General features: G+C 59.5%; 21 protein-coding genes. 7 read left to right on the top strand and 14 right to left on the bottom strand.

Annotation, left to right across the window (positions count from 1 at the left end; all coding sequences use genetic code 11):
* Nucleotides 1-14: 14 nt before the first annotated feature.
* From ACSJLU_RS19390 to ACSJLU_RS19370, 5 genes are all read right to left on the bottom strand, one after another.
* A complete protein-coding gene (locus ACSJLU_RS19390) occupies nt 15-1,466 on the bottom strand; it encodes an efflux transporter outer membrane subunit (RefSeq protein WP_025304002.1) in 1,452 nt (483 codons plus the stop codon).
* A 27-nt stretch (nt 1,467-1,493) separates the two neighbouring features.
* Nucleotides 1,494-2,012: a transcriptional repressor MprA gene (mprA, locus tag ACSJLU_RS19385; RefSeq protein ID WP_025160249.1), complete on the bottom strand. Its 519-nt coding sequence runs from the start codon at nt 2,010-2,012 to the stop codon at nt 1,494-1,496.
* A 161-nt stretch (nt 2,013-2,173) separates the two neighbouring features.
* Complete coding sequence (gene ygaH / locus ACSJLU_RS19380; protein WP_025304001.1) at nt 2,174-2,521, bottom strand: L-valine transporter subunit YgaH; 348 nt, start codon at nt 2,519-2,521, stop codon at nt 2,174-2,176.
* Nucleotides 2,511-3,257 (bottom strand): AzlC family ABC transporter permease, encoded by a 747-nt coding sequence (locus tag ACSJLU_RS19375; RefSeq protein ID WP_380826229.1) that lies wholly within the window; start codon nt 3,255-3,257, stop codon nt 2,511-2,513. The genes ygaH and ACSJLU_RS19375 overlap by 11 nt, the downstream gene beginning before the upstream one ends.
* Before the next feature lie 121 nt (nt 3,258-3,378).
* Complete coding sequence (locus tag ACSJLU_RS19370; protein ID WP_060448131.1) at nt 3,379-4,578, bottom strand: MFS transporter; 1,200 nt, start codon at nt 4,576-4,578, stop codon at nt 3,379-3,381.
* 105 nt (nt 4,579-4,683) lie between these two features.
* On the opposite strand from ACSJLU_RS19370, the gene ACSJLU_RS19365 reads away from it, so the two are divergent.
* Complete coding sequence (locus ACSJLU_RS19365) at nt 4,684-5,562, top strand: LysR family transcriptional regulator (RefSeq protein WP_380826225.1); 879 nt, start codon at nt 4,684-4,686, stop codon at nt 5,560-5,562.
* 30 nt (nt 5,563-5,592) lie between these two features.
* Here ACSJLU_RS19365 and proX read toward each other — a convergent pair whose 3' ends face one another.
* From proX to ACSJLU_RS19340, 5 genes are all read right to left on the bottom strand, one after another.
* Complete coding sequence (gene proX, locus ACSJLU_RS19360) at nt 5,593-6,594, bottom strand: glycine betaine/L-proline ABC transporter substrate-binding protein ProX (protein WP_025303998.1); 1,002 nt, start codon at nt 6,592-6,594, stop codon at nt 5,593-5,595.
* A 69-nt stretch (nt 6,595-6,663) separates the two neighbouring features.
* Nucleotides 6,664-7,770: a glycine betaine/L-proline ABC transporter permease ProW gene (gene proW / locus ACSJLU_RS19355; RefSeq protein WP_043143799.1), complete on the bottom strand. Its 1,107-nt coding sequence runs from the start codon at nt 7,768-7,770 to the stop codon at nt 6,664-6,666.
* The gene (gene proV / locus ACSJLU_RS19350; protein WP_016929846.1) at nt 7,763-8,965 is read right to left on the bottom strand and encodes a glycine betaine/L-proline ABC transporter ATP-binding protein ProV; all 1,203 of its coding nucleotides are present in this window, start codon (nt 8,963-8,965) and stop codon (nt 7,763-7,765) included. The genes proW and proV overlap by 8 nt, the downstream gene beginning before the upstream one ends.
* A gap of 407 nt (nt 8,966-9,372) precedes the next feature.
* Entirely contained in the window at nt 9,373-10,059 is a 687-nt protein-coding gene (locus ACSJLU_RS19345; protein WP_043143800.1) for a response regulator, read from the bottom strand.
* Between the two features lie 32 nt (nt 10,060-10,091).
* Nucleotides 10,092-11,684 carry a sensor histidine kinase gene (locus tag ACSJLU_RS19340; RefSeq protein ID WP_342100486.1) on the bottom strand — a complete coding sequence of 531 codons (1,593 nt, stop codon included), beginning with the start codon at nt 11,682-11,684 and terminating at the stop codon, nt 10,092-10,094.
* A 326-nt stretch (nt 11,685-12,010) separates the two neighbouring features.
* Here ACSJLU_RS19340 and ACSJLU_RS19335 point away from each other — a divergent pair, with 326 nt between their 5' ends.
* Nucleotides 12,011-13,366: a 2-hydroxycarboxylate transporter family protein gene (locus tag ACSJLU_RS19335; protein WP_049205223.1), complete on the top strand. Its 1,356-nt coding sequence runs from the start codon at nt 12,011-12,013 to the stop codon at nt 13,364-13,366.
* 98 nt (nt 13,367-13,464) lie between these two features.
* Here ACSJLU_RS19335 and ACSJLU_RS19330 read toward each other — a convergent pair whose 3' ends face one another.
* Nucleotides 13,465-14,436: a patatin-like phospholipase family protein gene (locus ACSJLU_RS19330; RefSeq protein WP_025303993.1), complete on the bottom strand. Its 972-nt coding sequence runs from the start codon at nt 14,434-14,436 to the stop codon at nt 13,465-13,467.
* Nucleotides 14,437-14,642: 206 nt separating this feature from the next.
* On the opposite strand from ACSJLU_RS19330, the gene ACSJLU_RS19325 reads away from it, so the two are divergent.
* From ACSJLU_RS19325 to ACSJLU_RS19305, 5 genes are all read left to right on the top strand, one after another.
* Nucleotides 14,643-15,587, top strand: a complete 945-nt coding sequence (locus tag ACSJLU_RS19325; protein WP_342094997.1) for an MBL fold metallo-hydrolase — start codon at nt 14,643-14,645, stop codon at nt 15,585-15,587.
* A 153-nt stretch (nt 15,588-15,740) separates the two neighbouring features.
* On the top strand, nt 15,741-16,481 hold the full coding sequence (locus tag ACSJLU_RS19320; protein ID WP_025303991.1) for an SDR family oxidoreductase: 741 nt from the start codon (nt 15,741-15,743) through the stop codon (nt 16,479-16,481).
* Between the two features lie 64 nt (nt 16,482-16,545).
* Complete coding sequence (locus tag ACSJLU_RS19315) at nt 16,546-16,740, top strand: DUF1289 domain-containing protein (protein WP_043138399.1); 195 nt, start codon at nt 16,546-16,548, stop codon at nt 16,738-16,740.
* A 77-nt stretch (nt 16,741-16,817) separates the two neighbouring features.
* On the top strand, nt 16,818-17,105 hold the full coding sequence (locus ACSJLU_RS19310) for a CopG family ribbon-helix-helix protein (RefSeq protein WP_038872812.1): 288 nt from the start codon (nt 16,818-16,820) through the stop codon (nt 17,103-17,105).
* Nucleotides 17,105-17,392, top strand: coding sequence for a type II toxin-antitoxin system RelE/ParE family toxin (locus ACSJLU_RS19305; protein ID WP_043138388.1), 288 nt, complete (start codon nt 17,105-17,107; stop codon nt 17,390-17,392). The genes ACSJLU_RS19310 and ACSJLU_RS19305 overlap by 1 nt, the downstream gene beginning before the upstream one ends.
* Before the next feature lie 43 nt (nt 17,393-17,435).
* On the opposite strand, the gene nrdF is transcribed toward ACSJLU_RS19305, so the two are convergent.
* From nrdF to nrdI, 3 genes are read right to left on the bottom strand one after another with little or no spacing between them, the layout of a single operon-like run.
* Nucleotides 17,436-18,407 carry a class 1b ribonucleoside-diphosphate reductase subunit beta gene (nrdF, locus tag ACSJLU_RS19300; protein ID WP_033639549.1) on the bottom strand — a complete coding sequence of 324 codons (972 nt, stop codon included), beginning with the start codon at nt 18,405-18,407 and terminating at the stop codon, nt 17,436-17,438.
* An 8-nt stretch (nt 18,408-18,415) separates the two neighbouring features.
* Entirely contained in the window at nt 18,416-20,560 is a 2,145-nt protein-coding gene (gene nrdE / locus ACSJLU_RS19295) for a class 1b ribonucleoside-diphosphate reductase subunit alpha (RefSeq protein WP_149570360.1), read from the bottom strand.
* Nucleotides 20,542-20,946 carry a class Ib ribonucleoside-diphosphate reductase assembly flavoprotein NrdI gene (gene nrdI / locus ACSJLU_RS19290; RefSeq protein ID WP_004928930.1) on the bottom strand — a complete coding sequence of 135 codons (405 nt, stop codon included), beginning with the start codon at nt 20,944-20,946 and terminating at the stop codon, nt 20,542-20,544. Before nrdI ends, nrdE begins: the two co-directional genes overlap by 19 nt.
* Nucleotides 20,947-20,948 lie beyond the last annotated feature (2 nt).

Here is a 20,948-nt window from a genome sequence, read left to right as displayed (position 1 = left end):
CAAGCCTTATATTATTATGCTTTCGAATCCGCTGCGGCCGGGGCCTGATAGCCACCGCCCAGCGCACGGATCAGTCCTATCTTCGCCTGCAGTAAGTTGCTGCTGGCATTTAACTCCGCCTGTTGCTGCTGCAATAGCTGCGTCTGGCTGGTCAACAGATCGTCGCGCCCGATAATCCCTGCCTGGTAACGGGCGTTAGCGACCTGATACACCTGTTGCATCGACTGGGCCGCGGACGCCGCCTGCAGCTGCTGTTGCGCAGAACTCTGCTGGATGGTGATGGCGTCGGCGGTTTCCTGTACCGCATTCAGGATGGTTTGGTTATAGGATTCCACCGCTTCGTCATACAGCGCGGATTCCTCGCCCAGCTTGCTGCGCAGCGCCCCGGCGTGGAAGATCGGCAGCGAAATCGCCGGCATCACGTTCCAGGCCTGGCTGGCCGCTTCAAACAGATTCGGGCTGGTGCCACTGGTGTTGGTGGTCATCAGGCCGGCGAAGGCTGAAATGGTCAGGCTGGGGTAAAACTCCTTACGCGCGGCGCTGACGCGCTGGCTGTAAGACTCCACCAGCTGGCGTTGCGCGGCGATGTCCGGGCGTTTGCCCAGCAGATCCGCCGTCAGCTCGCCCTGCGGTGCCATCAGGTTGTCTGCGGGCAACGGCACCTGACGCAGGTGCTGCATGGCGTTCGGCCCTTGGCCCGCCAGCGCGGCGAGCTGGTGTCTGAGCTGTTCGATTTGCGACTGCAACTGCAGAATCTGCTGTTTAGCGACGTCGGACTGCGCCTGGGTTTGTTGCGGCACGTCGACGCCGGTCAGCCCGGCCTGATAGCGCTGTTGGCGCAGCGCGGTCAGGCGTTCATTGTTGTTCACTTCCTGCTGCAGCAGCTTCTCGAGCGCCAGATTGCTTTGCAGCTGGTAGTAGGCGGACGCCACCGAACTGGTCAGCGTCAGCGCCGCCTGTTCCTGCTCGGCGCGCGCAGCGTTCACTTGCGCTTTGGCGGCGTTCACCTGGTTGCGGTATTTACCCCACCAGTCGAATTCGTACGCCAGGTTCAACCCCAGGGAGTTGGAGCTTGAATAGATCGGCTTATGCGGATACCCCAACCCCATATTGACGTTTTGCGGCACGCGTTGACGCTGGGTGCTGGCGTTCAGATCCAGGTTCGGCCCGTTGGCGGCGTTGGCTTCGCCCACCACGCTCTGCGCTTCGCGCACGCGGGCGGCGGCTTGACGCAGGGTCGGCGAGTTTTGCAGCGTCTGCGTCATCAGGGCATCCAACTGCGGATCCTTGAGGGCGCGCCACCACTGCGGGCTGACGGCCAGCGAACTGACTTTCGGCTGAGCCAACTGCAGGCTCTGCGGATCCATCAGCGTGGATTGCGGGGCAATATTATCGGTAGAAGCACACCCGGCCAGCAGCAATACGGCGAACAGCGGGGTGAATCTCCAGTTAAATGGGGATCGCATAATAGGTACCTGAACAGAAATTGTGAATTAGGATAACTGTTCTGTGATTTCCATTTGATCCAGACGTGCCAGCAATTTGCGCGTCAGCTGTTCCAGCTGTTTTTGCTCATCGTCGGTCAGCGTGGACCACAGGAAATGCAGACATTGGTGCTGCGGCGGCAGCAGTTGACTGAGAAATTCTTCCCCCTGCGGCGTCAGATGTAGATGCAGGCAGCGGCGATCGTTATCGCTTTCACGGCGCTCGATCCAACCGCGTTTCTCCAGCTCGTCGGCGATGCGGGTCGCATTGGTGCGCGAGGAGCCTAAGGCAGAGCTTAGCTCAGAAGGTTGGATGCTGTGGCTCTCCTGCGCATCCAGGGTAATCAGCGCCATAAACAGTGTTTCGTTAATCCCCTGCGCCTTCAGCATCTTGTTGCGATTTTCCAGCAACTTGCCTTGCATGTGCATGCACAGGCGGGTCAGCAGGATTTCCTGATACGGGAAATCTTTCTGCCGGGTGGCGCGGAAATTCAGCATTTGTTCTATGGGGGCAAACGAGCTTTCCATAATTTAGGGCCTCATTAATTTCGTTCGAGATAGTAACGACGGTGACTAATAATGTAAATGTTCAGCCGTGCGGATAATTTAGCAATTCGTGTCATTTGTCAGAGTTTGTAAAGATGTGGCGCATGAAAACGCCAAAGCGAAGCCAAACGTTCGGCGCGGCGTCAGCCTGGACCGAAAAGCATTAACAGCTTTAATGTGACGCCAAAGGCCGTCGCGCCGAGCAGCGTCGACAGAATGATGCTTTTACTGCGGTAGAAGCACAGCGCCAGCGCGGCGAACCCCGCCAACGTCGGCAGCAGCTTGTCCGGTTCGCGCATCACCACCGGCGTGCTGGAGACCACCAGCAGGGCGCAGATCGAGGCGATGCCAATGCTGTCGAGTAGCAGGGCGGCTTTACCGCGTTTGAGGCCGGGCTGGGCGCGCGCCGGCGCCAGCCGCAGCGGCAGATAACGGAACAGGTAATTGGCGCAGCCCACCACCAGGCCGATCACCAGCACATCAGTGTTCATGGCTGGCCTCCGCAGGGGCAGGTTGGAACAGAGCGGCGACGCAACCGGCGCCGATGCCGGCCAAAATGGCAACCGGGATGGAGAACAGCACCACGCCGAGCAGCGCACCGGCCAATGAGGCAGCGATGGTCAGGCTCTGCGGGCGCCGGAAAGCGGCCAGCAGGAAACTGAGAAACAGCGCCGGCAGCATGAAGGCCAGCGAGGCCTCGATCACCGGGAACTGCTCCAGCGGGCCGTTGCCGAACAGCGCGCCGAGCGCGGTGCCGGCTACCCAGGAAAGCCAGGAACAGAGCGCGATGCCCAGCATCCAGTTTTCGCTCCAGCTGCGGTTATTGCGCATCAGCTTGGCGGTGGCGGCGGCGAAGACCTCATCGGTCAGACCAAAAGCCCACATTGCCGTTTTACCGGGCGACATGCGCGAGACGATACGGTGACGCAGCGCCGGGCCGTACAGCAGGTGGCGCACGTCCATCGCCATCACCGTCAACGCGGAGACCCACAGCGACATGCCGGCGCTCAGCAGGGCGGTGATCACGAACTGGCTGGCGCCGGCGTAGATGATGCAGGAGAAGAAAAGGCTTTCCAGCGGGGAAAAGCCCAGTTTGACGGCGTTGAGGCCGAAGGCGAACGCCACCGGGACATACCCGATGACGATCGGCAAACTGTCGACGACGCCGTTGGCGAAGGTGGCGCTGACGGCGGGCGGATTGAGGCTGTCTGCAGCTTGGCTTTGCATGGTTGTGGATCGCAGGGTAGATAGGACTTCAATAGTTTATGCCCAGAACATTACCAGAGAGTAAGTAATGTTTATACCCTGCACCGCTAATAAATTTCTTTAGTGACTATTTGCACGATAATCAGATTGTCGCTGGCCCCTGTGGATCGTGGTGCTTGCCGAGCCACCAGGTCAGCAGGTTGAGCAGGCATAACACCCCGCCGGCGGCGGCCACGCCGTACCAGCCGGCATGCTGATAGGCCGAGGCGGAGAGCAGAGAACCGAGCGCGCCGCCGATAAAGTAGCTGGTCATGTAGCCGGCTGTCAGGCGGTTGCGCGCGTCCGGCATGATGCGGTACATCACGCTCTGGTTGGTGACGTGCACCGCCTGCACCGCCAGATCGAGGATCAGAATGCCGGCGATCAGCGCCCACAGCGACTGTTTGGCTAACGCGATAGGGATCCAGGACAGCAGCAGCAGCACCAGGCCGACGGTGGTGGTCAACCCGGCTTTACCTTTGTCTGCCAGATGCCCGGCGCGCGAAGCGGCCAGCGCCCCGGCGGCGCCCACCAGGCCGAACAGCCCGATCACCCCTTCGGAATAGTTGAACGGCGGCGCGGCGAGCAGAAAGGCCATTGAGGTCCAGAGCACGCTGAAGTTGGCGAACGACAGGGCGCCGAGGATGGCGCGGGTGCGCAGCAACGGCGTGCGGCAGAACAGGCTGAAGATCGAGGCCAGCAGCTGCGGGTAGTTCAGCCCGGAGTGTTGCTTATAGCGCGGCAACGCGCGCCACAGGATCAGCGCCATCAGGATCATCAGCATGCTGGCGACCCAGTAGATGGTGCGCCAGCCGCCGAACGACGCCAGCGCGCCCGCGACGGTTCGCGCCAGCAGGATGCCGAGCAGCAGGCCGCTCATGATGATGCCGACGGTCTTGCCGCGCTTTTCCGGGTGGGCCAGCGTGGCGGCCAGCGGCACCAGGATCTGCGCCACTACCGAGAACAGCCCGGTGAGCGCGGTGCCGAGGATCATCATCGGCAGCGTGGCGGAGGTGGCGGTGATCAGCATGCCCCCGGCGGCCAGCAGCGTCATGAACACGATCAGGCCGCGGCGTTCGAACATATCGCCGAGCGGCACCAGCAGCAGCAGGCCGGTGGCGTAACCGAGCTGCGCGGCGGTGACGATAAAGCCGGCCTGGTTGACCGACAGGTTGAAACTGGTGGCGATGGTTTCCAGCAGCGGTTGCGCGTAATAGTTGCTGGCGACCGCCAGGCCGGTGGCGATGGCAATCAGCACGGTCAGCGCCGGGCTGAGGCCCGGATGGGCGTTTTGTGGATTCATGATTTTTTCATCACGGGAAGAAGATAGCGCGCAGTATCCGGCAACGCGTCTGTGGAAACCAATGTATAATTTTCATTTGATTTATCTCATTTCAAGATAGATGCCATGAACCTGAAACAGATCCGCTATGCGCTGGCGGTGGCGGAAGAACAGAGTTTCACCCGGGCGGCGCAGCGCTGCCATACGGTGCAGTCGGCGCTCAGCCACCAGATCGCAAAACTGGAAGAAGAGCTGGGCTGTACGCTGTTTGAACGCACCTCGCGACGGGTGCGGTTGACCCCCGCCGGCCAGGCTTTCATTCCGTCGGCGCAGCGCCTATTGGCGGCGCAGCAGGCGCTGGTGGAAGAGGTGACCGCCGCCGGCGATGCGGTGTCCGGCACCCTGACCATCGGCACAATTTCAACCATAAACGCGATTGATCTGACCGAAAAGCTCGACAAGTTTCATCGCCACTATCCGGCGGTGAACATCCGCCTGTACGTTGGCATGAGCGAAGCCCTGCTGGAGGATGTGCGTCAGCAGAAGTGCGATATGGCGTTCGTCGGCATCTGGCCCGGCGATGTCGATTTACTACCGATGTCGCACCGGCAGTTGACCGATGAGTCATTGGTGGCGCTGGTGGCGCCGCAGCACCCGCTGGCTAATCGCGAGCGGGTGAACCTGCAGGCGTTGGCGGAAGTGCCGCTGGTGGATTTCTACAGCGGCACCGGCGCGCGACGCCAAACCGATCGCGCCTTCCAGGCGGCGGGTATCCGCCGGCACGTCAGTTTTGAAATCGATCATATCGAATGGCTGGAGAATCTGGTGCGGCGCGGATTGGCGGCGGGTATCGTACCTGTCTCGACCGCGCAACGCTTAAGCGCGCTGGTGTCGATTCCGATTGAAGACGGGCCGCGGCGCCAGGTGTATTGCATCTGGCCGCAGCCCTTGTCGAACGCCGCCGCACGTTTTTTACAGTTCAGCGGCATCGATATGGCGGGGTAGGGGCGCGGCAAAGGCGGCGCCCCTGAACGGTTACGACTTCGCCGCTTCGGCGGCGGTTTTCACCCAGCCGTCGAAGGTCGCCTGGTGCGCCTTGATCCAGCCGTTAACGTGGTTCTGGATATCGGCCTCCGAAGCCTGGCCTTCATGCATGCGCAGGTTTTGCGCATTGATGTCGGCGATCGGCAGCTTCATGATGGCGAACAGCTTGGCGGCCGCCGGATTGGCTTCGGCCCATTGCTTGTTGGCGGCGATGCGCATGGTGTTGACCGGGAAGCCGTAGTTGGCGCCGTTAGGCAGCTTGGTGTCGACGTTCTTCTGCTCGCCCGGCAGCGAAGAGAATGGCACCTGCAGCCAGACCACGTCGCGGCCCGGTACCATCACATCACTGACCCAGTACGGTGTCCAGGTGTAATACAGCACCGGTTTGCCCTCTTTGTAGCGGGTGATGGTGTCGGCGATCATCGCCGCGTAGTTGCCCTGGTTGTGCTCGACGGTATTGCTCAGGCCATAGGCCTTGATGTGGTGGTTGATCACCGCTTCGCAGCCCCAACCCGGGGTGCAGCCAGTCAGATCGGCCTTGCCGTCGCCGTTGGTGTCGAACAGCTTGGCGATCTTGGGATCCTTGAGCTGTTCGACGTTGGTGATGTGATACTGCTCGGCGGTTTTCTTGTCGATCAGGTAACCCTGCGCGGCGCCGTTGACGTAGACGCCTTCGCGGTAGAACTTGGCGTCGCCGCCGGCGGCCTTGTACTGATCGGCGTGCAGCGGGTCCCAGTTGACCGCGATAAAGGTCGCATCGCCGGAGGCAATGGAGGTGTAGGCGACGTTGTAATCCACTTCACGCGGTTCCTTCACGTCGTAACCCAATTTCTCCAGCGCCTTGCTGACCAGCAGCGTCTGGAACGTCTCTTCGGAAATGGTGCTTTGCACCGGCTGTACCGCGATCCCCTTGCCGGGTAAGTCTGCCGCGATGGCGCTCTGTGAGCCAATCAGCGTCGTCAGGGCGAGAGCCCAGATGCCCGTGGTGCGCATAGTGTTTCCCCTCTTTCGATGTGGTGGTGTCATAGCCCGCCGGGGCCGCAGCCGCCGGCGGGAAAAGCGTCAGGCCTGTTTGATGAACGGGCGAGTCAGTAGCCCGATGGGGCCGCGGCGATACCAGCGGCCGATGCCCTTGCTGCGGCGATCGCGCCCCAGCGATTGGGTGAGGCGATCGAGAATGATCGCCAGGATCACGATGCCGACCCCGCCGACGGCGGCCAGGCCCATGTCCAACCGGCCGATGCCGCGCAGCACCATCTGCCCCAGACCGCCGACCGCGATCATCGAGGCAATGACGACCATCGACAGCGCCAACATCAGCGTCTGGTTCACGCCGGCCATGATGGTCGGCATCGCCAGCGGCAGCTGCACCTTGAACAGCAGCTGCCGCGGGCTGGCGCCGAAGGATTCGGCGGCCTCGATCAGATCTTCCGGCACCTGCTTGATGCCCAAAATGGTCAGGCGCACGATCGGCGGCAGCGCGAAGATAATGGTGACCACCACGCCCGGCACGTTGCCGATGCCGAACAGCATGACGATCGGCACCAGGTAGACGAAGGCCGGGGTGGTTTGCATCGCGTCGAGCAGCGGCCTTATCACCTTGGCGGCGTGCTTGCTGCGCGCCAGCCAGATGCCGAGCGGCAGGCCGATAAGAATGCAGAAGAACAGCGCGGTCAGCACCAGCGCCAGCGTAACCATCGCCTGCGACCAGGCGCCGATGGCGCCGATGGCGACCAGGGAGAGCAGCGTGGCGGCGCCCATGCCGAGGCCCGAGACCTGCCAGGCGAGCAGCGAGAACACCAGAATGGCGATCGGCGCCGGCATGCCCAGCAGCAATTGCTGGAAGCCACTCAAGATCATATCCACCGGCACGCGAATGCCCTGGAACAGTGGGCGGAAGTGCAGCACCAGCCAGTCGATGCCTTGCGTGACCCAGGAGTCGAACGGCACCCAGGCCTTATGGAACGGGTCGAGCAGGCTGAAGTGTTCAGGCTGCGCCGGGGCGCTGCTGAGCCAATCTGCGCCTTGTCCGGCGGCGTCATGAGCGGCCGGCGGCGGCGCGCTGGACCAGGCGTCGCCGGCGTTGGCGGCGACATCGTGAGCGGGTGCGGCGCCGGCATCTGCCGGTGCGGTAGCCCAGGGATCTTGGGTTTGCGTGGTATCACTCATTGGTTGAGCCCTCCTTGTCCAACGCCTGCAGCAGCATGGCCTTGGAGATGATGCCGAGATAGTTATGTTCTTCGCTCACCACCGGCACCGCGCAGGGCGCCTGGGCGACCAGGGAAATAAGATCGCTGAGCGGCGTATCGGCCGGCACGGCGGCAGGGGCCTCGAGCAGGGCATCGTCCAGCGTTTGATTGGCGGACAGCGCCTTTTTCAGCGACTCTATCGACACCACGCCAATAAATTTCTTCCCGCGTTCAACAACATAACCATAATCACGGTCCTCATCGCGCAGCAGCTGCAGCGCCGATCGGGGGCCAAAGCCGGGGGTTTTGCGGATCAGCGTCACCGGGCGCCGTTGGGCGATATCCTTGGCGCTGAACACGTGACTGATGTCCACGCCGCGGAAGAAGGTGCGCACATAGTCGTTGGCCGGGTTGTTCAGGATCTCGTCCGGTGTGCCGACCTGGATCACCTCACCGCCCTGCATGATGGCGATGCGATCGCCGATACGCATCGCCTCGTCCAGATCGTGGGAAATAAACACGATGGTGCGCTGATGCTGGGCCTGTAATTTCACCAGCTCATCCTGCATTTCGGTGCGAATTAACGGATCGAGCGCCGAGAAGGCCTCGTCCATCAATAATATATCCGGGTTATTGGCCATGGCGCGGGCTAATCCTACGCGCTGGCGCATACCGCCGGATAATTCATCTGGATAAGAGAGCGCATAATTCTCCAGCCCGACCTGACGCAGGGCATCCAGCGCTTTTTCCTGACGTTCCTGCAACGGTATGCCGGCTAATTCCATACCAAAGGCGGTATTATTCAGGACATTCATGTGCGGCATCAGCGCGAAGGATTGAAATACCATGCTGATCTTATTTCGCCGCACGGTGCGCAGCGCGGTGTCGGATATTTTGGCGATGTCCTCACCGTCGATCAGCACCTGGCCGCGGGTGGGTTCTATCAGACGATTGAGAAGGCGTACCAGGGTGGACTTGCCGGAACCGGAGAGCCCCATGATGACAAATATCTCGCCTTCTTCAATGGCCAGAGTGGCGTCTTTTACGCCGAGCGATAAGCCGGTTTTTTCAAACAGCCGATCTTTTGTCAGACCTTTATCCAGCAGTTTGAATGCGCGCTCCGGGTGTTCGCCAAATATCTTATACAGGTTCTTTACTTCGAGTTTAATTGCCATGCAATTTGCTGTTTCCTCTGGTTTAATTAACGCGTTATGGGCTGTCCTTAGCAAAATAAAAGAGCTTTTTACCCTAACACAGTGAATATCTGAGACAACCCTCAATGTCATTTAAATGGGATATTAGTGGTTTACATCAAGGTTTTAATTAGTTATGGTAATTTGGCCCGTGACTCAAAATTGACGGCCGTTATTCGCCATAATGGTTTGGTTTTTGGGGAAATAATACGGTGTGGTGCAGAGAAATATTTGGGCGCCGCGCCTGCCGTTCGGATAATAAAAAACCCGACCATAGGCCGGGTAAAAAGTCATCAGTATTTCATCAGTTTTAACGACAGGTGCCGATATCGAGGGGGATATCGTCGAGCGCTATGTTATCGCCGTAATATGACAGCCAGATGGCAGCCTCAGGCCTTGCGGTACAGCCGCCGCGGATGGCCGATATTGCCGTACAACATCTCTACCCGCACGAACTGGGTGGCGACGCAATATTCCAGATAACGGCGGGCGGTGGTCTTGCTGATGCCGACCTGCTCAACCACGTCTTCCACCGCATGCGCTACCGTCGGCTGGGCGATAAACAGCGCCTGCACCAGATCAAGGGTATTGGTTTCGATGCCTTTGGCGCTCGGCTCGCTGGAGAACTGCTTCGACTGCAGGTTGTACAGCGCATCGACGTTATCCTGATCGATGATCTTGAAGGTACGCTGGGTCTGTACGAACTGCATGAAACGTTCGAGCGAATTGCGCAGCCGCTTGTAGGACACCGGCTTGATGATGTAGTCGAAGGCGCCGTTGCGGATCGCTTGGCTGCAGGTATGCATGTCGCTGGCGGCGGTGATGAAGATTACCGAACAGGCGGGGTTCTTCACCGCCGGCTCTTCCATCAGCTCGATGCCCTGGCCGTCCGGCAGAAAGTTATCCAGCAGGATCAGGCGCGGCTGATGCGCGTTGGCTTTGGCTCGCGCTTCGGCCAGCGTGGCGGCGTAAGCCACCACCCGCAGGTTGAAATTTTTCTCGATGAACTCCGCGTGCAGCGTCGCCAGTTGCGGCTCGTCTTCCACGATCAGAACGTCCAGTGCTTGGTGTGACATAATCGGGTGCTCAAAAAATCGGGTTATGGGTTTTATTTAGGGATAAATATAGAGAATATCGCGCCGTGCGGCTCGTTGTCTGACACTTCTATGCTGCCATGCGCCTGCGCCACGTGGCTGGCGACCAGATGCAGGCCGATGCCGTGGTCGCTTTTATCCGCTTTGGTGGTGACGCCCTGTTCAAACAGCGTATCACGAATCTCCTCGGCGATGCCGGTACCGCGATCCGCCACCTCGATCACCAGCTCGTCGCTACCGTCGCTGATATAGAGTTCGATCGCTTCGTGCGGCGCCGGGCGGTGCAGCGTCGCCTCCACCGCATTATCCAGCAGGTTGCCGACGATCGACATCAGTTCGGTCTCATTCAGCGCCGCCGGGATCTGCCGCAGCTGGCAGGCCGGATCGAAGCGCAGCTCGATGCCTTTTTCTCTGGCGCTGGAATATTTGCCCAGCAGCAGGCCGCACAGCGCCGCCGAACTGAAGCGCTGCGAGATGAAATCGAGGATCTCCTGCGCGCCCTCCGACTGGGCTTCCACATAGCGAATAGCCTCGTCGTAGCGCTGCATATGCAACAGCCCGGCCAGCGTGGCGGTCCAGTTCAGCTGCTCGTGGCGCATGATGCGCAGGTTGTCGGCATAGCGTTTCACCTGGCTGAGCTGGCTGCTCAGGGTATTGATGTCGTTCTTGTCGCGGAAGCTGATCACCCAGCCTTGCAGCTCCTGCTCCTGCATGATGCGCACCCGGCTGGCGATCACCCGCACGTGGTTGAAGCGGCACACTTCGTCGTGCGTATCCTGGCCCAGTTGCGCGGCGGCGAAGAAGTCCGGCTGCGCCTGGATCACGTCGCCGATTGGTCGGCCCAGCAAGCTGGCGGCGGGCTGGTGTAGATCCAATAGCTCGCGCGCCGCATGGTTGATGGTGATGATCCGCAATTGCGGATCGATGGCGATCACGCCCTCATAAATGGCTTCCAGCAGCGCTTTTTGCTGGCGCACCAGCAGCGCGATCTCTTTCGGTTCCAGCCAGAACATCTGGCGCTTGAGATTTTTCGACAGCAGCCAGGAAAAAACGAACAGGGCAATCAGCAGCAGCACGATAGAGCCGATAATTTGCGTCAACGTCCTGGCATTTAAATTATCGATATGCGATTTCAAATAACCGACGGAAACGATGCCGATCACCTGATTATTTTCATCCAGGATCGGCGCCTTGCTACGTAATGATACGCCGATGCCGCCCTTGCGAATGGAAATAATGCTTTTCCCTTCCAGTACCTCTTTATTATCGCCGCCGATCATCGGTGTGCCCAGGCGGCCTTCGTATTCGGAATGATAAAGATGGCGGGCATGATTATCGCCGATGACGATATAGCTGGCGTCGCTGCTGGCGCGGATTCTTTTCATCAGTGCGGCGATCCTGGCGGCGTCGTTGTTTTCCACCGCGTCCACCAGCGAAGGGATAAGGGCGATTTCCCGCGCCTGCACCTGGGCGCGGGCGCCGAGATCGCGGTGCAGTTGCGCATCCAACTGGTAATAGGTATAGGCGCCGATACAGGTCAGCAGCAGGCAGGAGAAGGCCACCAGGCACAGAAACAGTTTGATTTGAAATGAGAGTTTGAGGCGCATGGTGGAGCTTCACCGTAAAGAGATCCTGAAGCCTTACCCTATCACGATAAGCGGGGTCTGTAATATTGCGCTCGATCAACTTGTGATCCCTCACACGGGATTAGAGTGAACCGGACGAGAATTGTTCGCCTACGATAAAATTAATAAGCTTTAAAATAAAAACGGTATTAACACCATTAAAACCGCGTTGGTTTTTACATAATCTTAATTAACCCCATAGAAACCATAACCACCATTAAAAACCCTTTTTAACTTTGAACATAATCACAGCAGATAATCCGTGCGCTTCTCTATGATGGCTGAACAAACTAATAAGAGGCCAGATTATGAGCACAACAGATGATTCTTACCTCGTAGCCAAAGACAAGACCGCCGATATTCCTCTGCGTGAGAAATGGTGGCGGATACTGGACAATTATAAAGTAGGGATTATTCCGTTACCGTTCTTTATTCTGGCCGGCGTATTGATTCTGCTCGACTGCCTGGAAGGCAAGTTGCCGAGCGATATCGTAGTGATGGTGGCCACCCTGGCGTTCTTCGGCTTCGCCTGCGGCGAATTCGGCAAGCGCCTGCCGCTGATCGGCAAAATGGGCGCGGCGGCAATCTGCGCCACTTTCATTCCTTCCGCGCTGGTGCACTATGGCCTGCTGCCGGACGTGGTGGTGGAATCGACCACCAAGTTCTACAAATCGACCAACATTCTGTACCTCTACATCTGCTGCATCATCGTCGGCAGCATCATGAGCATGAACCGCCAGGTGCTGATCCAGGGCTTCCTGCGCATCTTCATCCCCATGCTGTGCGGCGAGATCGTCGGCATGCTGGTGGGGATGGGCGTTGGCATGGCGCTGGGCCTGGAACCGTTCCAGATCTTCTTCTTCCTGATCCTGCCGATCATGGCCGGCGGCGTAGGTGAAGGGGCGATCCCGCTGTCGATGGGCTACGCGGCGATCCTACACATGGAACAGGGCGTGGCGCTGGGGCGCATTCTGCCTATCGTGATGCTCGGCAGCCTGACCGCTATCGTCATCGCCGGCCTGCTTAACCAGCTGGGCAAGCGTTATCCGCACCTGACCGGCGAAGGCAGCCTGATGCCGAGCAAGCAGGGCGACAGCGACATGAGCGCGGTGGAAAAAATCAGCGGCAAGGTGGACGTCAGCACCATCGCCTGCGGCGCGCTGTTGGCCATTCTGCTGTATATGGTGGGCATGCTGCTGCACCGTCTGATCGGCCTGCCGGCGCCGGTGGGCATGCTGTTCGCCGCCGTGGCGGTGAAGCTGGCGCACGGGGTATCGCCACGCATTCAGGAAGGCTCGCAGGTGGTGTACAAATTCTTCCGCACCGCCGTGACTTATCCGATCCTGTTCGCGGTCGGGGTGGCTATCACGCCGTGGCAGGAGCTGGTGGACGCGTTCACCGTACAGAATCTGATCGTGATCGTCACCACCGTCAGCGCGCTGGTGGCGACCGGTTTCTTCGTCGGCAAGAAAATCGGCATGCACCCTATCGACGTGGCGATTGTCTCCTGCTGCCAGAGCGGGCAGGGCGGGACCGGCGACGTCGCGATCCTCACCGCCGGCAACCGCATGTCGTTGATGCCGTTCGCCCAGATCGCAACCCGTATCGGCGGCGCTATCAACGTTTCGCTGTCGCTGCTGGTGTTGGCCAAGTTCTTCGTATAACTCCTATAAATCCTTAGCGTTACTTTGCCTTTCCCCGCCCCCGCGGGGATTTTTTTTGCCCGCGCGCCGGCCTGACGTGCGGGCGGGGATAATACCGGTTACGCTGCCTGTTTCATGGCGGCGTCATACCACGCGAAGTAGCGCTCTACGCCGCGACGGCCGGATTCGATCAGCGCGCGTTTCTTCTCCTCGCTGATGCCGAACTCCAGCGTGCCGACGTCGAGCGTATCGACATACACGGTGCGCTTCCAGTCATCGCTGTCCAGATGCACCTTGGTTTGGATGTCCAGCATCACGTTGGCCACCGCCAGGGTGAAATCAAACAGGTTGTTGACCGGCGTGCGCGGGCCGGCCTGACCGGCGGCCTGGGCGATTTCGCCGGCGGAGTCGAGGCGAAGGCCCAGGGTGCGGGTGTTGATGCGTTGGCTGGAGGCGTCGATGTAAGGCGGCGTGGCGGAGAAGTCATAGTCGAACAGCCGCACCGGGTAGTTGTCGATCATGCCGCCGTCGATGCACAGGTCGCCCAGAGTATTGTTCTTCGCCACGAAGGCGAAGGGGAACGACATCGAAATGCGCAGGCCGTCCGCCACTTTCATGCGCGGCGTGGTACGGTGAGAATAAACCTCTCGCTGGCCGCTGTTGAGGTTGGCGCCGATAAAGTAAATCGACTTGAACCCTTTCGCCGCCTTCATCGCTTCGAACTGCTCGAAGGTGATATCCGGGTTGCCGGTATACTGCTTGATAATATCGCGTGACCATTGATAGAAATAATCGCCGGGCGCGATGCCGTATTGATTAAACAGGCGATAGGCATCCTGGATCGTACCGAAAAAGCCGCCGTTATAATCGAGGAATTTTTTAAAATCCATCGCCGACAGAATCTTGGTGACGTCCGCCGAGCTGCAGCCCAGGCCGACCAGCAGCGCGGCGATGGCGCCCGCCGAGGCGCCGGAGGTTTGCTTGATCTGCGGCATGATGCCTTTGGCTTCCAGCAATTCCAGCGCGCCGCCATAGGCGATGCCTTTTACGCCGCCGCCTTCAAAGACCAGATTTTCGAATTGGTAGTTCATGATATTTCCTCACTCGTGGTTTAGGGAGTAAGAAAAATAACGAAGTCGCGAACCGGAAAATATTGATTGGGGTTGTGTGAGTCGGCAAACAAAATTATTCATAATAAATATATTGTTCATATATTTATCAAAGGCATTTATTAAACAGGCGCATCGGGATTTTTGCGTCAATACTTAGCGCTGTTCAATTCTCGCAAGGAGTCATCATGTTCTGGAAACGTTGTCTGCTGGGCGCGGCGCTGGCCGTTATGTCATTACAGGCCGGGGCCGCCGCGCCGCAGGCTAAAACCCCGACGCCGGGATTTTATCGCATCATGCTGGGCAGTTTTGAAGTGACCGCGTTGTCCGACGGCATCATTCGTTTGCCGGCGGACAAGCTGTTGCTAAACACCACGCCGCAGCAGATCGCCGCCGGGTTGGCCGAGCGGCATCAAAGCCTGCCGGTGGTCACCTCGGTCAATGCCTATCTGATCAATACCGGCGATAAGCTGGTGATGATCGACAGCGGCGCCGGCCAACTGCTGGGCGACGGCCTGGGCAAGCTGGTGGATAACCTGCGCGCGGCGGGTTACCAGCCGGAGCAGGTGGATGAGATCTACCTGACCCACATGCACCCGGACCATCTCGGCGGCCTGACGCACGACGGCAAGGCGGTATTCCCCAATGCGGTGGTGCGCGCCGCCAGCCAGGACGCGGACTTCTGGCTAAGCGCGGACAAACTGAAACAGGCTAGCGCGGGCAGTAAAAGCAACTTCGAACGGGCTCAGGCGGCGATCAAGCCGTATCAGGCGACCGGTCACTTTAAGCCGTTCAGCGGCGACGGTGAGCTTTCCCCGGGCATTGCCGCCTTTGCCGCCCACGGCCATACGCCGGGGCATAGCGTGTATCAGGTGACCAGCCAGGGCCAGAAGCTGTTGCTGTTGGGGGATCTTATCCACGTGGCAGCGGTGCAGTTGCCGCATCCGAAGGTGGCTATCAGCTTTGATAATGACGCCAAGGCGGCGGTCGCTCAGCGGCTGCGGATATTTGGCGACAGCGCGCGGCAGAGCGAGCTGGTGGGGGGCGCACACCTGTCGTTCCCGGGGTTGGGGTATCTGAACCGTCAGGGCGACGGTTACACCTGGGTGCCATTGGACTACGGCGCGCTGTAAGGGAGATGGCCGCCCAACGGGCGGCCATCGTAAGCGCCTTGGGGACATTGTTCGATAATTTGGGATGATGATGCCAGAGAATCGGGGCTTATTCGCCGTGATAAAGAGTGCATGATTAACGTTACCCTCGTCGTTTTCTTTAAGGATCTCCCGATGAATCAGAAAACTCCCTCCGTCGCCATCGTCACCGGCGCATCACGCGGTATCGGCGCCGCCATCGCCGAGCGCCTGGCCGCCGATGGCTTTGCCGTCATCATCAACTATTCGGGCAACCCGGCGCCGGCCTATGAGCTGGTGGGCAAGATAGAACAGCGCGGCGGCCGCGCCTTGAGCATCAAGGCCGACGTCAGCGATGCGGCTGCGGTTGCCCAGCTGTTCGACAGCGCCGAACAGGCGTTTGGCGGCGTCGACGTTCTGGTCAATAACGCCGGGGTGATCGCGCTAGCGCCGGTGGCGGACATGCATGATGAAGACGTGGATCGCCTGCTCGACATCAACCTGAAAGGCAGCTTCAATGCGATGCGCGAGGCGGCGAAGCGCCTGCGCGACAACGGCCGCATCATCAACTTCTCTTCCAGCGTGGTGGGGTTGCTGCAGCCGGGTTACGGTATGTATGCCGCCAGTAAGGCGGCGATCGAAGCGCTGACCAGCGTGCTGGCGAAAGAGCTGCGCGGCCGCAATATCACGGTGAACGCCGTGGCGCCGGGGCCGACCGCCACCGGCTTGTTCCTCGACGGCAAAACCCCGGAGCTTATCGAGCGGCTGGCGAAGATGGCGCCGCTGGAGCGCCTGGGCACGCCGGACGATATCGCTGCAGCGGTGGCTTTCCTCGCGGGGGCCGACGGCGGCTGGATCAACGGCCAAACCCTGCGCGCCAACGGCGGCATCATCTGATTGACGACGCACCGCCGCAGGATCGGGTATCCTGTGGCGGAACTCATCACATCAAGGGCAGCGTATGACGGGCGACAATCAGCAGTTTCATCCCGGCGTCAGGTCGCCCTGCGTCAGCCTGTGTCGCATCGACGACGAAACCCAGCAGTGCCGGGGATGCCGGCGCACGCGGGCGGAAATCGCCGCCTGGCCGACCGCCAGCGACGCGGAGAAACTCGCTATTTGGCGGCAGCTTGAGCTGCGTCAATCGGTGAAATAATCCTCTGCATTATTGCGCTGTCAGACTTCATGTAGCACAATTGAGCTACATGTGATTGACCGACGTTGGGAGCGATTATGTCGACGACGACCATCCGTATTCCAGATGAGCTTAAAGCCCGAGTCGCTGCCGTCGCCGAGCAGGCTGGCGTGACGTCTCACAGCTTTATTTTGCAGGCAATAGCGGAGAAAACGCAGCAAGAAGAGTTGCGCCGCGACTTTGAGAATGAAGCGGAAAAACGCTATGCCAAGATAATTGCGACGGGAGAGACGGTCTCTTGGAAAGAGATGCGCGGTTATTTGGAAAATTACGCAGCCGGTAACACTGACGCTGTTAAACCTCCGGTAAAAAAATTGGGGCGCTGATGGCAAACGTCGAGTTGGCGCCAGAGGTCAGGGATGATATCGAACGTATTCTCGCTCATTTGGCTCAGTATGGTGCCGTGGATCCAGGGCGGCGCATTCAGGAAATCATCCAGGCGATTGCGGTATTGGAACATAATCCATTGATCGGACGAGCCCTTGGCTCAGGGCTGCGTGAATTGATTATTGGGCAGCAAGTTCGCGGTTATTTGGCGCTCTACAAATATATCCCTGATATCGATACGGCGTTTGTTCTGGCGATCCGTAGTCAGAAAGAACAAGGGTATTGAATGCACGATACCGGCCTGAAAGACCGGTATCGCTGTCATGTTCTCAGAAGTCCCAGTCCTCATCCTCGGTGTTGACCGCCTTGCCGATGACGTAGGACGACCCTGACCCGGAGAAGAAGTCGTGGTTTTCGTCGGCGTTTGGCGACAGCGCCGACAGGATCGCCGGGTTGACCTCCGCCATCGCCGGTGGGAACAGCGCTTCATACCCCAGGTTCATCAGCGCCTTGTTGGCGTTGTAGTGCAGGAAGGTCTTCACGTCTTCCGTCCAGCCGACGCCGTCGTACAGTTCCTCGGTGTAGCGCACCTCGTTGTCGTACAGGTCCTGCATCAGATCGAAGGCGAAATTTTTCACCTGTTGGCGCCGTGCGGCGTCCACTTTCTCCAGCCCTTTCTGGAACTTATAGCCGATATAGTAGCCGTGCACCGCCTCGTCGCGAATGATCAGGCGGATCAGATCGGCGGTGTTGGTCAGCTTGGCGCGGCTGGACCAGTACATCGGCAGGTAAAAGCCCGAATAGAACAGGAACGACTCGAGGAACACGCTGGCGACCTTTTTCAGCAGCGGATCGTCGCTGCGGTAGTGCGCCAGAATGATGCCGGCTTTCTTCTGCAGCGCGCGGTTTTCCTCGCTCCAGCGATAGGCGTCATCCACGTCCGGCGTTTGACACAGGGTAGAGAAGATTGAGCTGTAAGAGCGGGCGTGCACCGCCTCCATAAAGCTGATGTTGGAGTACACCGCCTCTTCGTGCGGCGTCAGCGCATCGGCGATCAGGGCCGGCGCGCCGACGGTGTTCTGGATGGTGTCCAGCAGCGTCAGCCCGGTAAACACCCGAATGGTTAGCTGCTGCTCCTTCGGCGTCAGCGTGGCCCAGGACGGGATATCGTTGGACAGCGGCACCTTCTCTGGCAGCCAGAAGTTGGAGGTCAGGCGGTTCCATACCTCCAGATCCTTGTCGTCTTCGATAATGTTCCAGTTGATGGCGCGCACCAGCGGCGCCGATGTTACGGTCGTCATAAATTGCCTCACAGCGCGCAGGACACGCAGCCCTGCACCTCGGTGCCTTCCAGCGCCATCTGGCGCAGGCGGATGTAGTAAATGGTCTTGATGCCTTTGCGCCAGGCGTAGATCTGCGCGCGGTTGATGTCGCGGGTGGTGGCGGTATCGCGGAAGAACAACGTCAGCGACAGCCCCTGATCGACGTGCTGCGTTGCGGCGGCATAGGTATCGATGATTTTTTCCGGGCCAATCTCGTAGGCATCCTGGTAATACGCCAGGTTGTCGTTGGTCATGTACGGCGCCGGGTAGTAAACGCGGCCGATCTTGCCTTCCTTACGGATCTCGATACGCGAGACGATCGGATGGATGCTGGAGGTGGCGTTGTTGATGTACGAGATGGAACCGGTCGGCGGCACCGCCTGTAGGTTCTGATTGTACAGCCCGTGCATCATCACCGACTGGCGCAGCGCGCGCCACTCGTCGCGGCCCGGAATGGCGATGCCGGCGGCGGCGAACAGCTCGCGCACCCGCTCAGTCTGCGGCAGCCAGTCGCGCTCGGTGTACTTGTCGAAGTACTCGCCGCTGGCATAGCGCGAGTGCTCAAAGCCGTCGAACGCGCCGCCACGTTCTATCGCCAGCCGGTTCGAGGCGCGGATGGCGTGATAGGCCACGGTATAGAAATAGAGGTTGGTGAAGTCGATGCCTTCTTCCGAGCCGTAGAAAATGCGCTCGCGCGCCAGGTAACCGTGCAGATTCATCTGGCCCAGGCCGATGGCGCGGGCGCTGCGGTTGCCCTCGGCGATCGACGGCACCGAGCGGATATCGCTCATGTCGGCCACCGCGGTCAGCGCGCGGATCGCGGTCTCGATCGCCTTGCCGAAGTCCGGCGCGTCCATGGTTTTGGCGATATTCAGCGAGCCGAGGTTGCAGGAGATGTCCTTGCCGATGCGATCGTAGCTCAGATCTTCGTGATAGGTGCTGGCGCGGTTGACCTGCAGGATCTCCGAACACAGGTTGCTCATGTTGATGCGCCCGGCGATCGGGTTCTCCCGGTTGACCGTGTCCTCGAACATCACGTAGGGATAGCCGGATTCGAACTGGATCTCCGCCAGCACCTGGAAGAACTCGCGTGCGTTGATGCGCGACTTGCGGATACGCTTGTCGTCCACCATCTCGCGGTATTTTTCACTGACGCTGATTTCAGACAGCGGCGTGCCATACACCCGTTCGACGTCGTAGGGCGAGAACAGGTACATCTCTTCGTTGTTCTTCGCCAGCTCGAAGGTAATATCCGGGATCACTACCCCCAGCGACAGCGTCTTGATGCGGATCTTCTCGTCGGCGTTTTCCCGCTTGGTGTCGAGAAAACGCAGGATGTCCGGGTGGTGGGCGTTGAGATACACCGCGCCGGCCCCCTGGCGCGCGCCGAGCTGGTTGGCGTAGGAGAAGGCGTCTTCGAGCATTTTCATGATCGGAATGACGCCGGAGGACTGATTCTCGATGCGCTTGATCGGCGCGCCCACCTCGCGAATATTGCTCAGCATGAAGGCCACGCCGCCGCCGCGTTTCGACAGCTGCAGCGCGGAGTTCACCGCCCGGCCGATCGATTCCATATTGTCTTCGATGCGCAGCAGGAAGCAGGAGACCAGCTCACCGCGCTGGCGTTTGCCGCAGTTGAGGAAAGTCGGCGTGGCCGGCTGGAAGCGGCCCGAAATCATCTCCTCCACCAGATCCTGCGCCAGGGCGGTGTCGCCCGCCGCCAGCGTCAGCGCCACCATGCACACCCGGTCTTCGTAGCGTTCCAGATAGCGCTTGCCGTCGAAGGTTTTGAGCGTATAGCTGGTGTAGTACTTGAAGGCGCCGAGGAAGGTCTCGAAGCGGAATTTCTTGGCGTAGGCCTGCTGGAACAGCAGCTTGATAAACGGGAATTCATACTGCGCCAGCACCTGCGGCTCGTAGTAGCCTTCCTCCACCAGATAGCGCAGCTTTTCTTCCAGGTTATGGAAGAACACGGTGTTTTGGTTGACGTGCTGCAGGAAGTAGTGCCGCGCCGCCAGCCGATCTTTATCGAACTGGATCCGGCCTTCCGCATCGTAAAGATTGAGCATCGCGTTGAGCGAATGGTAATCCAGCGCGCCCGTCTCGGGCCTGGTCAGTTCTGTCGTTGCCAAAATGCGGTTACTCCCTGTCTAACGTTTTCAACGTCTTGCGTCGTGCCGAGCAGCTCGAAGCGGTACAAAAAAGGCACCTGGCATTTTTTGGCGATGATGTCGCCGGCGATGCCGTACGCTGCGCCGAAGTTGGTGTTCCCGGCGGCGATGACGCCGCGCAGGTATGAACGGTTTTGCGGAACGTTGAGAAAGCGGATCACCTGGATCGGCACTGCGCCGACGGCGCTGCCGCCGCCATAGCTGGGTACGATCAAGATATAGGGTTGTTCCATCAGCAATTTGCTGCGGGCGCCGGCGATCGGAATGCGGATCGCCGGCAGGCCCAGTTTCTCAACGAACCGATGGGTGTTCTCCGAACTGCTGGAGAAATAGACCAGCGGATTCATCG

Source organism: Serratia bockelmannii, assembly GCF_051803255.1.
In the GTDB taxonomy this organism is placed as follows: Bacteria; Pseudomonadota; Gammaproteobacteria; order Enterobacterales; family Enterobacteriaceae; genus Serratia; species Serratia bockelmannii.
The sequence above is the reverse complement of the archived record's forward strand: the minus strand, read 5'-3'. Positions and strand labels throughout refer to the sequence as shown.

Coding starts and splice junctions, on each gene's coding strand:
- ACSJLU_RS19330 (WP_025303993.1), bottom strand. CDS start 14,436: ATGAACTACCAATTCGAAAATCTGGTCTTTGAAGGCGGCGGCGTAAAA.
- ACSJLU_RS19335 (WP_049205223.1), top strand. CDS start 12,011: ATGAGCACAACAGATGATTCTTACCTCGTAGCCAAAGACAAGACCGCC.
- ACSJLU_RS19345 (WP_043143800.1), bottom strand. CDS start 10,059: ATGTCACACCAAGCACTGGACGTTCTGATCGTGGAAGACGAGCCGCAA.
- ACSJLU_RS19305 (WP_043138388.1), top strand. CDS start 17,105: ATGGCAAACGTCGAGTTGGCGCCAGAGGTCAGGGATGATATCGAACGT.
- ACSJLU_RS19340 (WP_342100486.1), bottom strand. CDS start 11,684: ATGCGCCTCAAACTCTCATTTCAAATCAAACTGTTTCTGTGCCTGGTG.
- proW (WP_043143799.1), bottom strand. CDS start 7,770: ATGAGTGATACCACGCAAACCCAAGATCCCTGGGCTACCGCACCGGCA.
- mprA (WP_025160249.1), bottom strand. CDS start 2,012: ATGGAAAGCTCGTTTGCCCCCATAGAACAAATGCTGAATTTCCGCGCC.
- ACSJLU_RS19370 (WP_060448131.1), bottom strand. CDS start 4,578: ATGAATCCACAAAACGCCCATCCGGGCCTCAGCCCGGCGCTGACCGTG.
- ACSJLU_RS19375 (WP_380826229.1), bottom strand. CDS start 3,257: ATGCAAAGCCAAGCTGCAGACAGCCTCAATCCGCCCGCCGTCAGCGCC.
- nrdF (WP_033639549.1), bottom strand. CDS start 18,407: ATGACGACCGTAACATCGGCGCCGCTGGTGCGCGCCATCAACTGGAAC.
- ACSJLU_RS19390 (WP_025304002.1), bottom strand. CDS start 1,466: ATGCGATCCCCATTTAACTGGAGATTCACCCCGCTGTTCGCCGTATTG.
- nrdI (WP_004928930.1), bottom strand. CDS start 20,946: ATGAATCCGCTGGTCTATTTCTCCAGCAGTTCGGAGAACACCCATCGG.
- proX (WP_025303998.1), bottom strand. CDS start 6,594: ATGCGCACCACGGGCATCTGGGCTCTCGCCCTGACGACGCTGATTGGC.
- ACSJLU_RS19310 (WP_038872812.1), top strand. CDS start 16,818: ATGTCGACGACGACCATCCGTATTCCAGATGAGCTTAAAGCCCGAGTC.
- ACSJLU_RS19320 (WP_025303991.1), top strand. CDS start 15,741: ATGAATCAGAAAACTCCCTCCGTCGCCATCGTCACCGGCGCATCACGC.
- ygaH (WP_025304001.1), bottom strand. CDS start 2,521: ATGAACACTGATGTGCTGGTGATCGGCCTGGTGGTGGGCTGCGCCAAT.
- proV (WP_016929846.1), bottom strand. CDS start 8,965: ATGGCAATTAAACTCGAAGTAAAGAACCTGTATAAGATATTTGGCGAA.
- ACSJLU_RS19325 (WP_342094997.1), top strand. CDS start 14,643: ATGTTCTGGAAACGTTGTCTGCTGGGCGCGGCGCTGGCCGTTATGTCA.
- ACSJLU_RS19365 (WP_380826225.1), top strand. CDS start 4,684: ATGAACCTGAAACAGATCCGCTATGCGCTGGCGGTGGCGGAAGAACAG.
- ACSJLU_RS19315 (WP_043138399.1), top strand. CDS start 16,546: ATGACGGGCGACAATCAGCAGTTTCATCCCGGCGTCAGGTCGCCCTGC.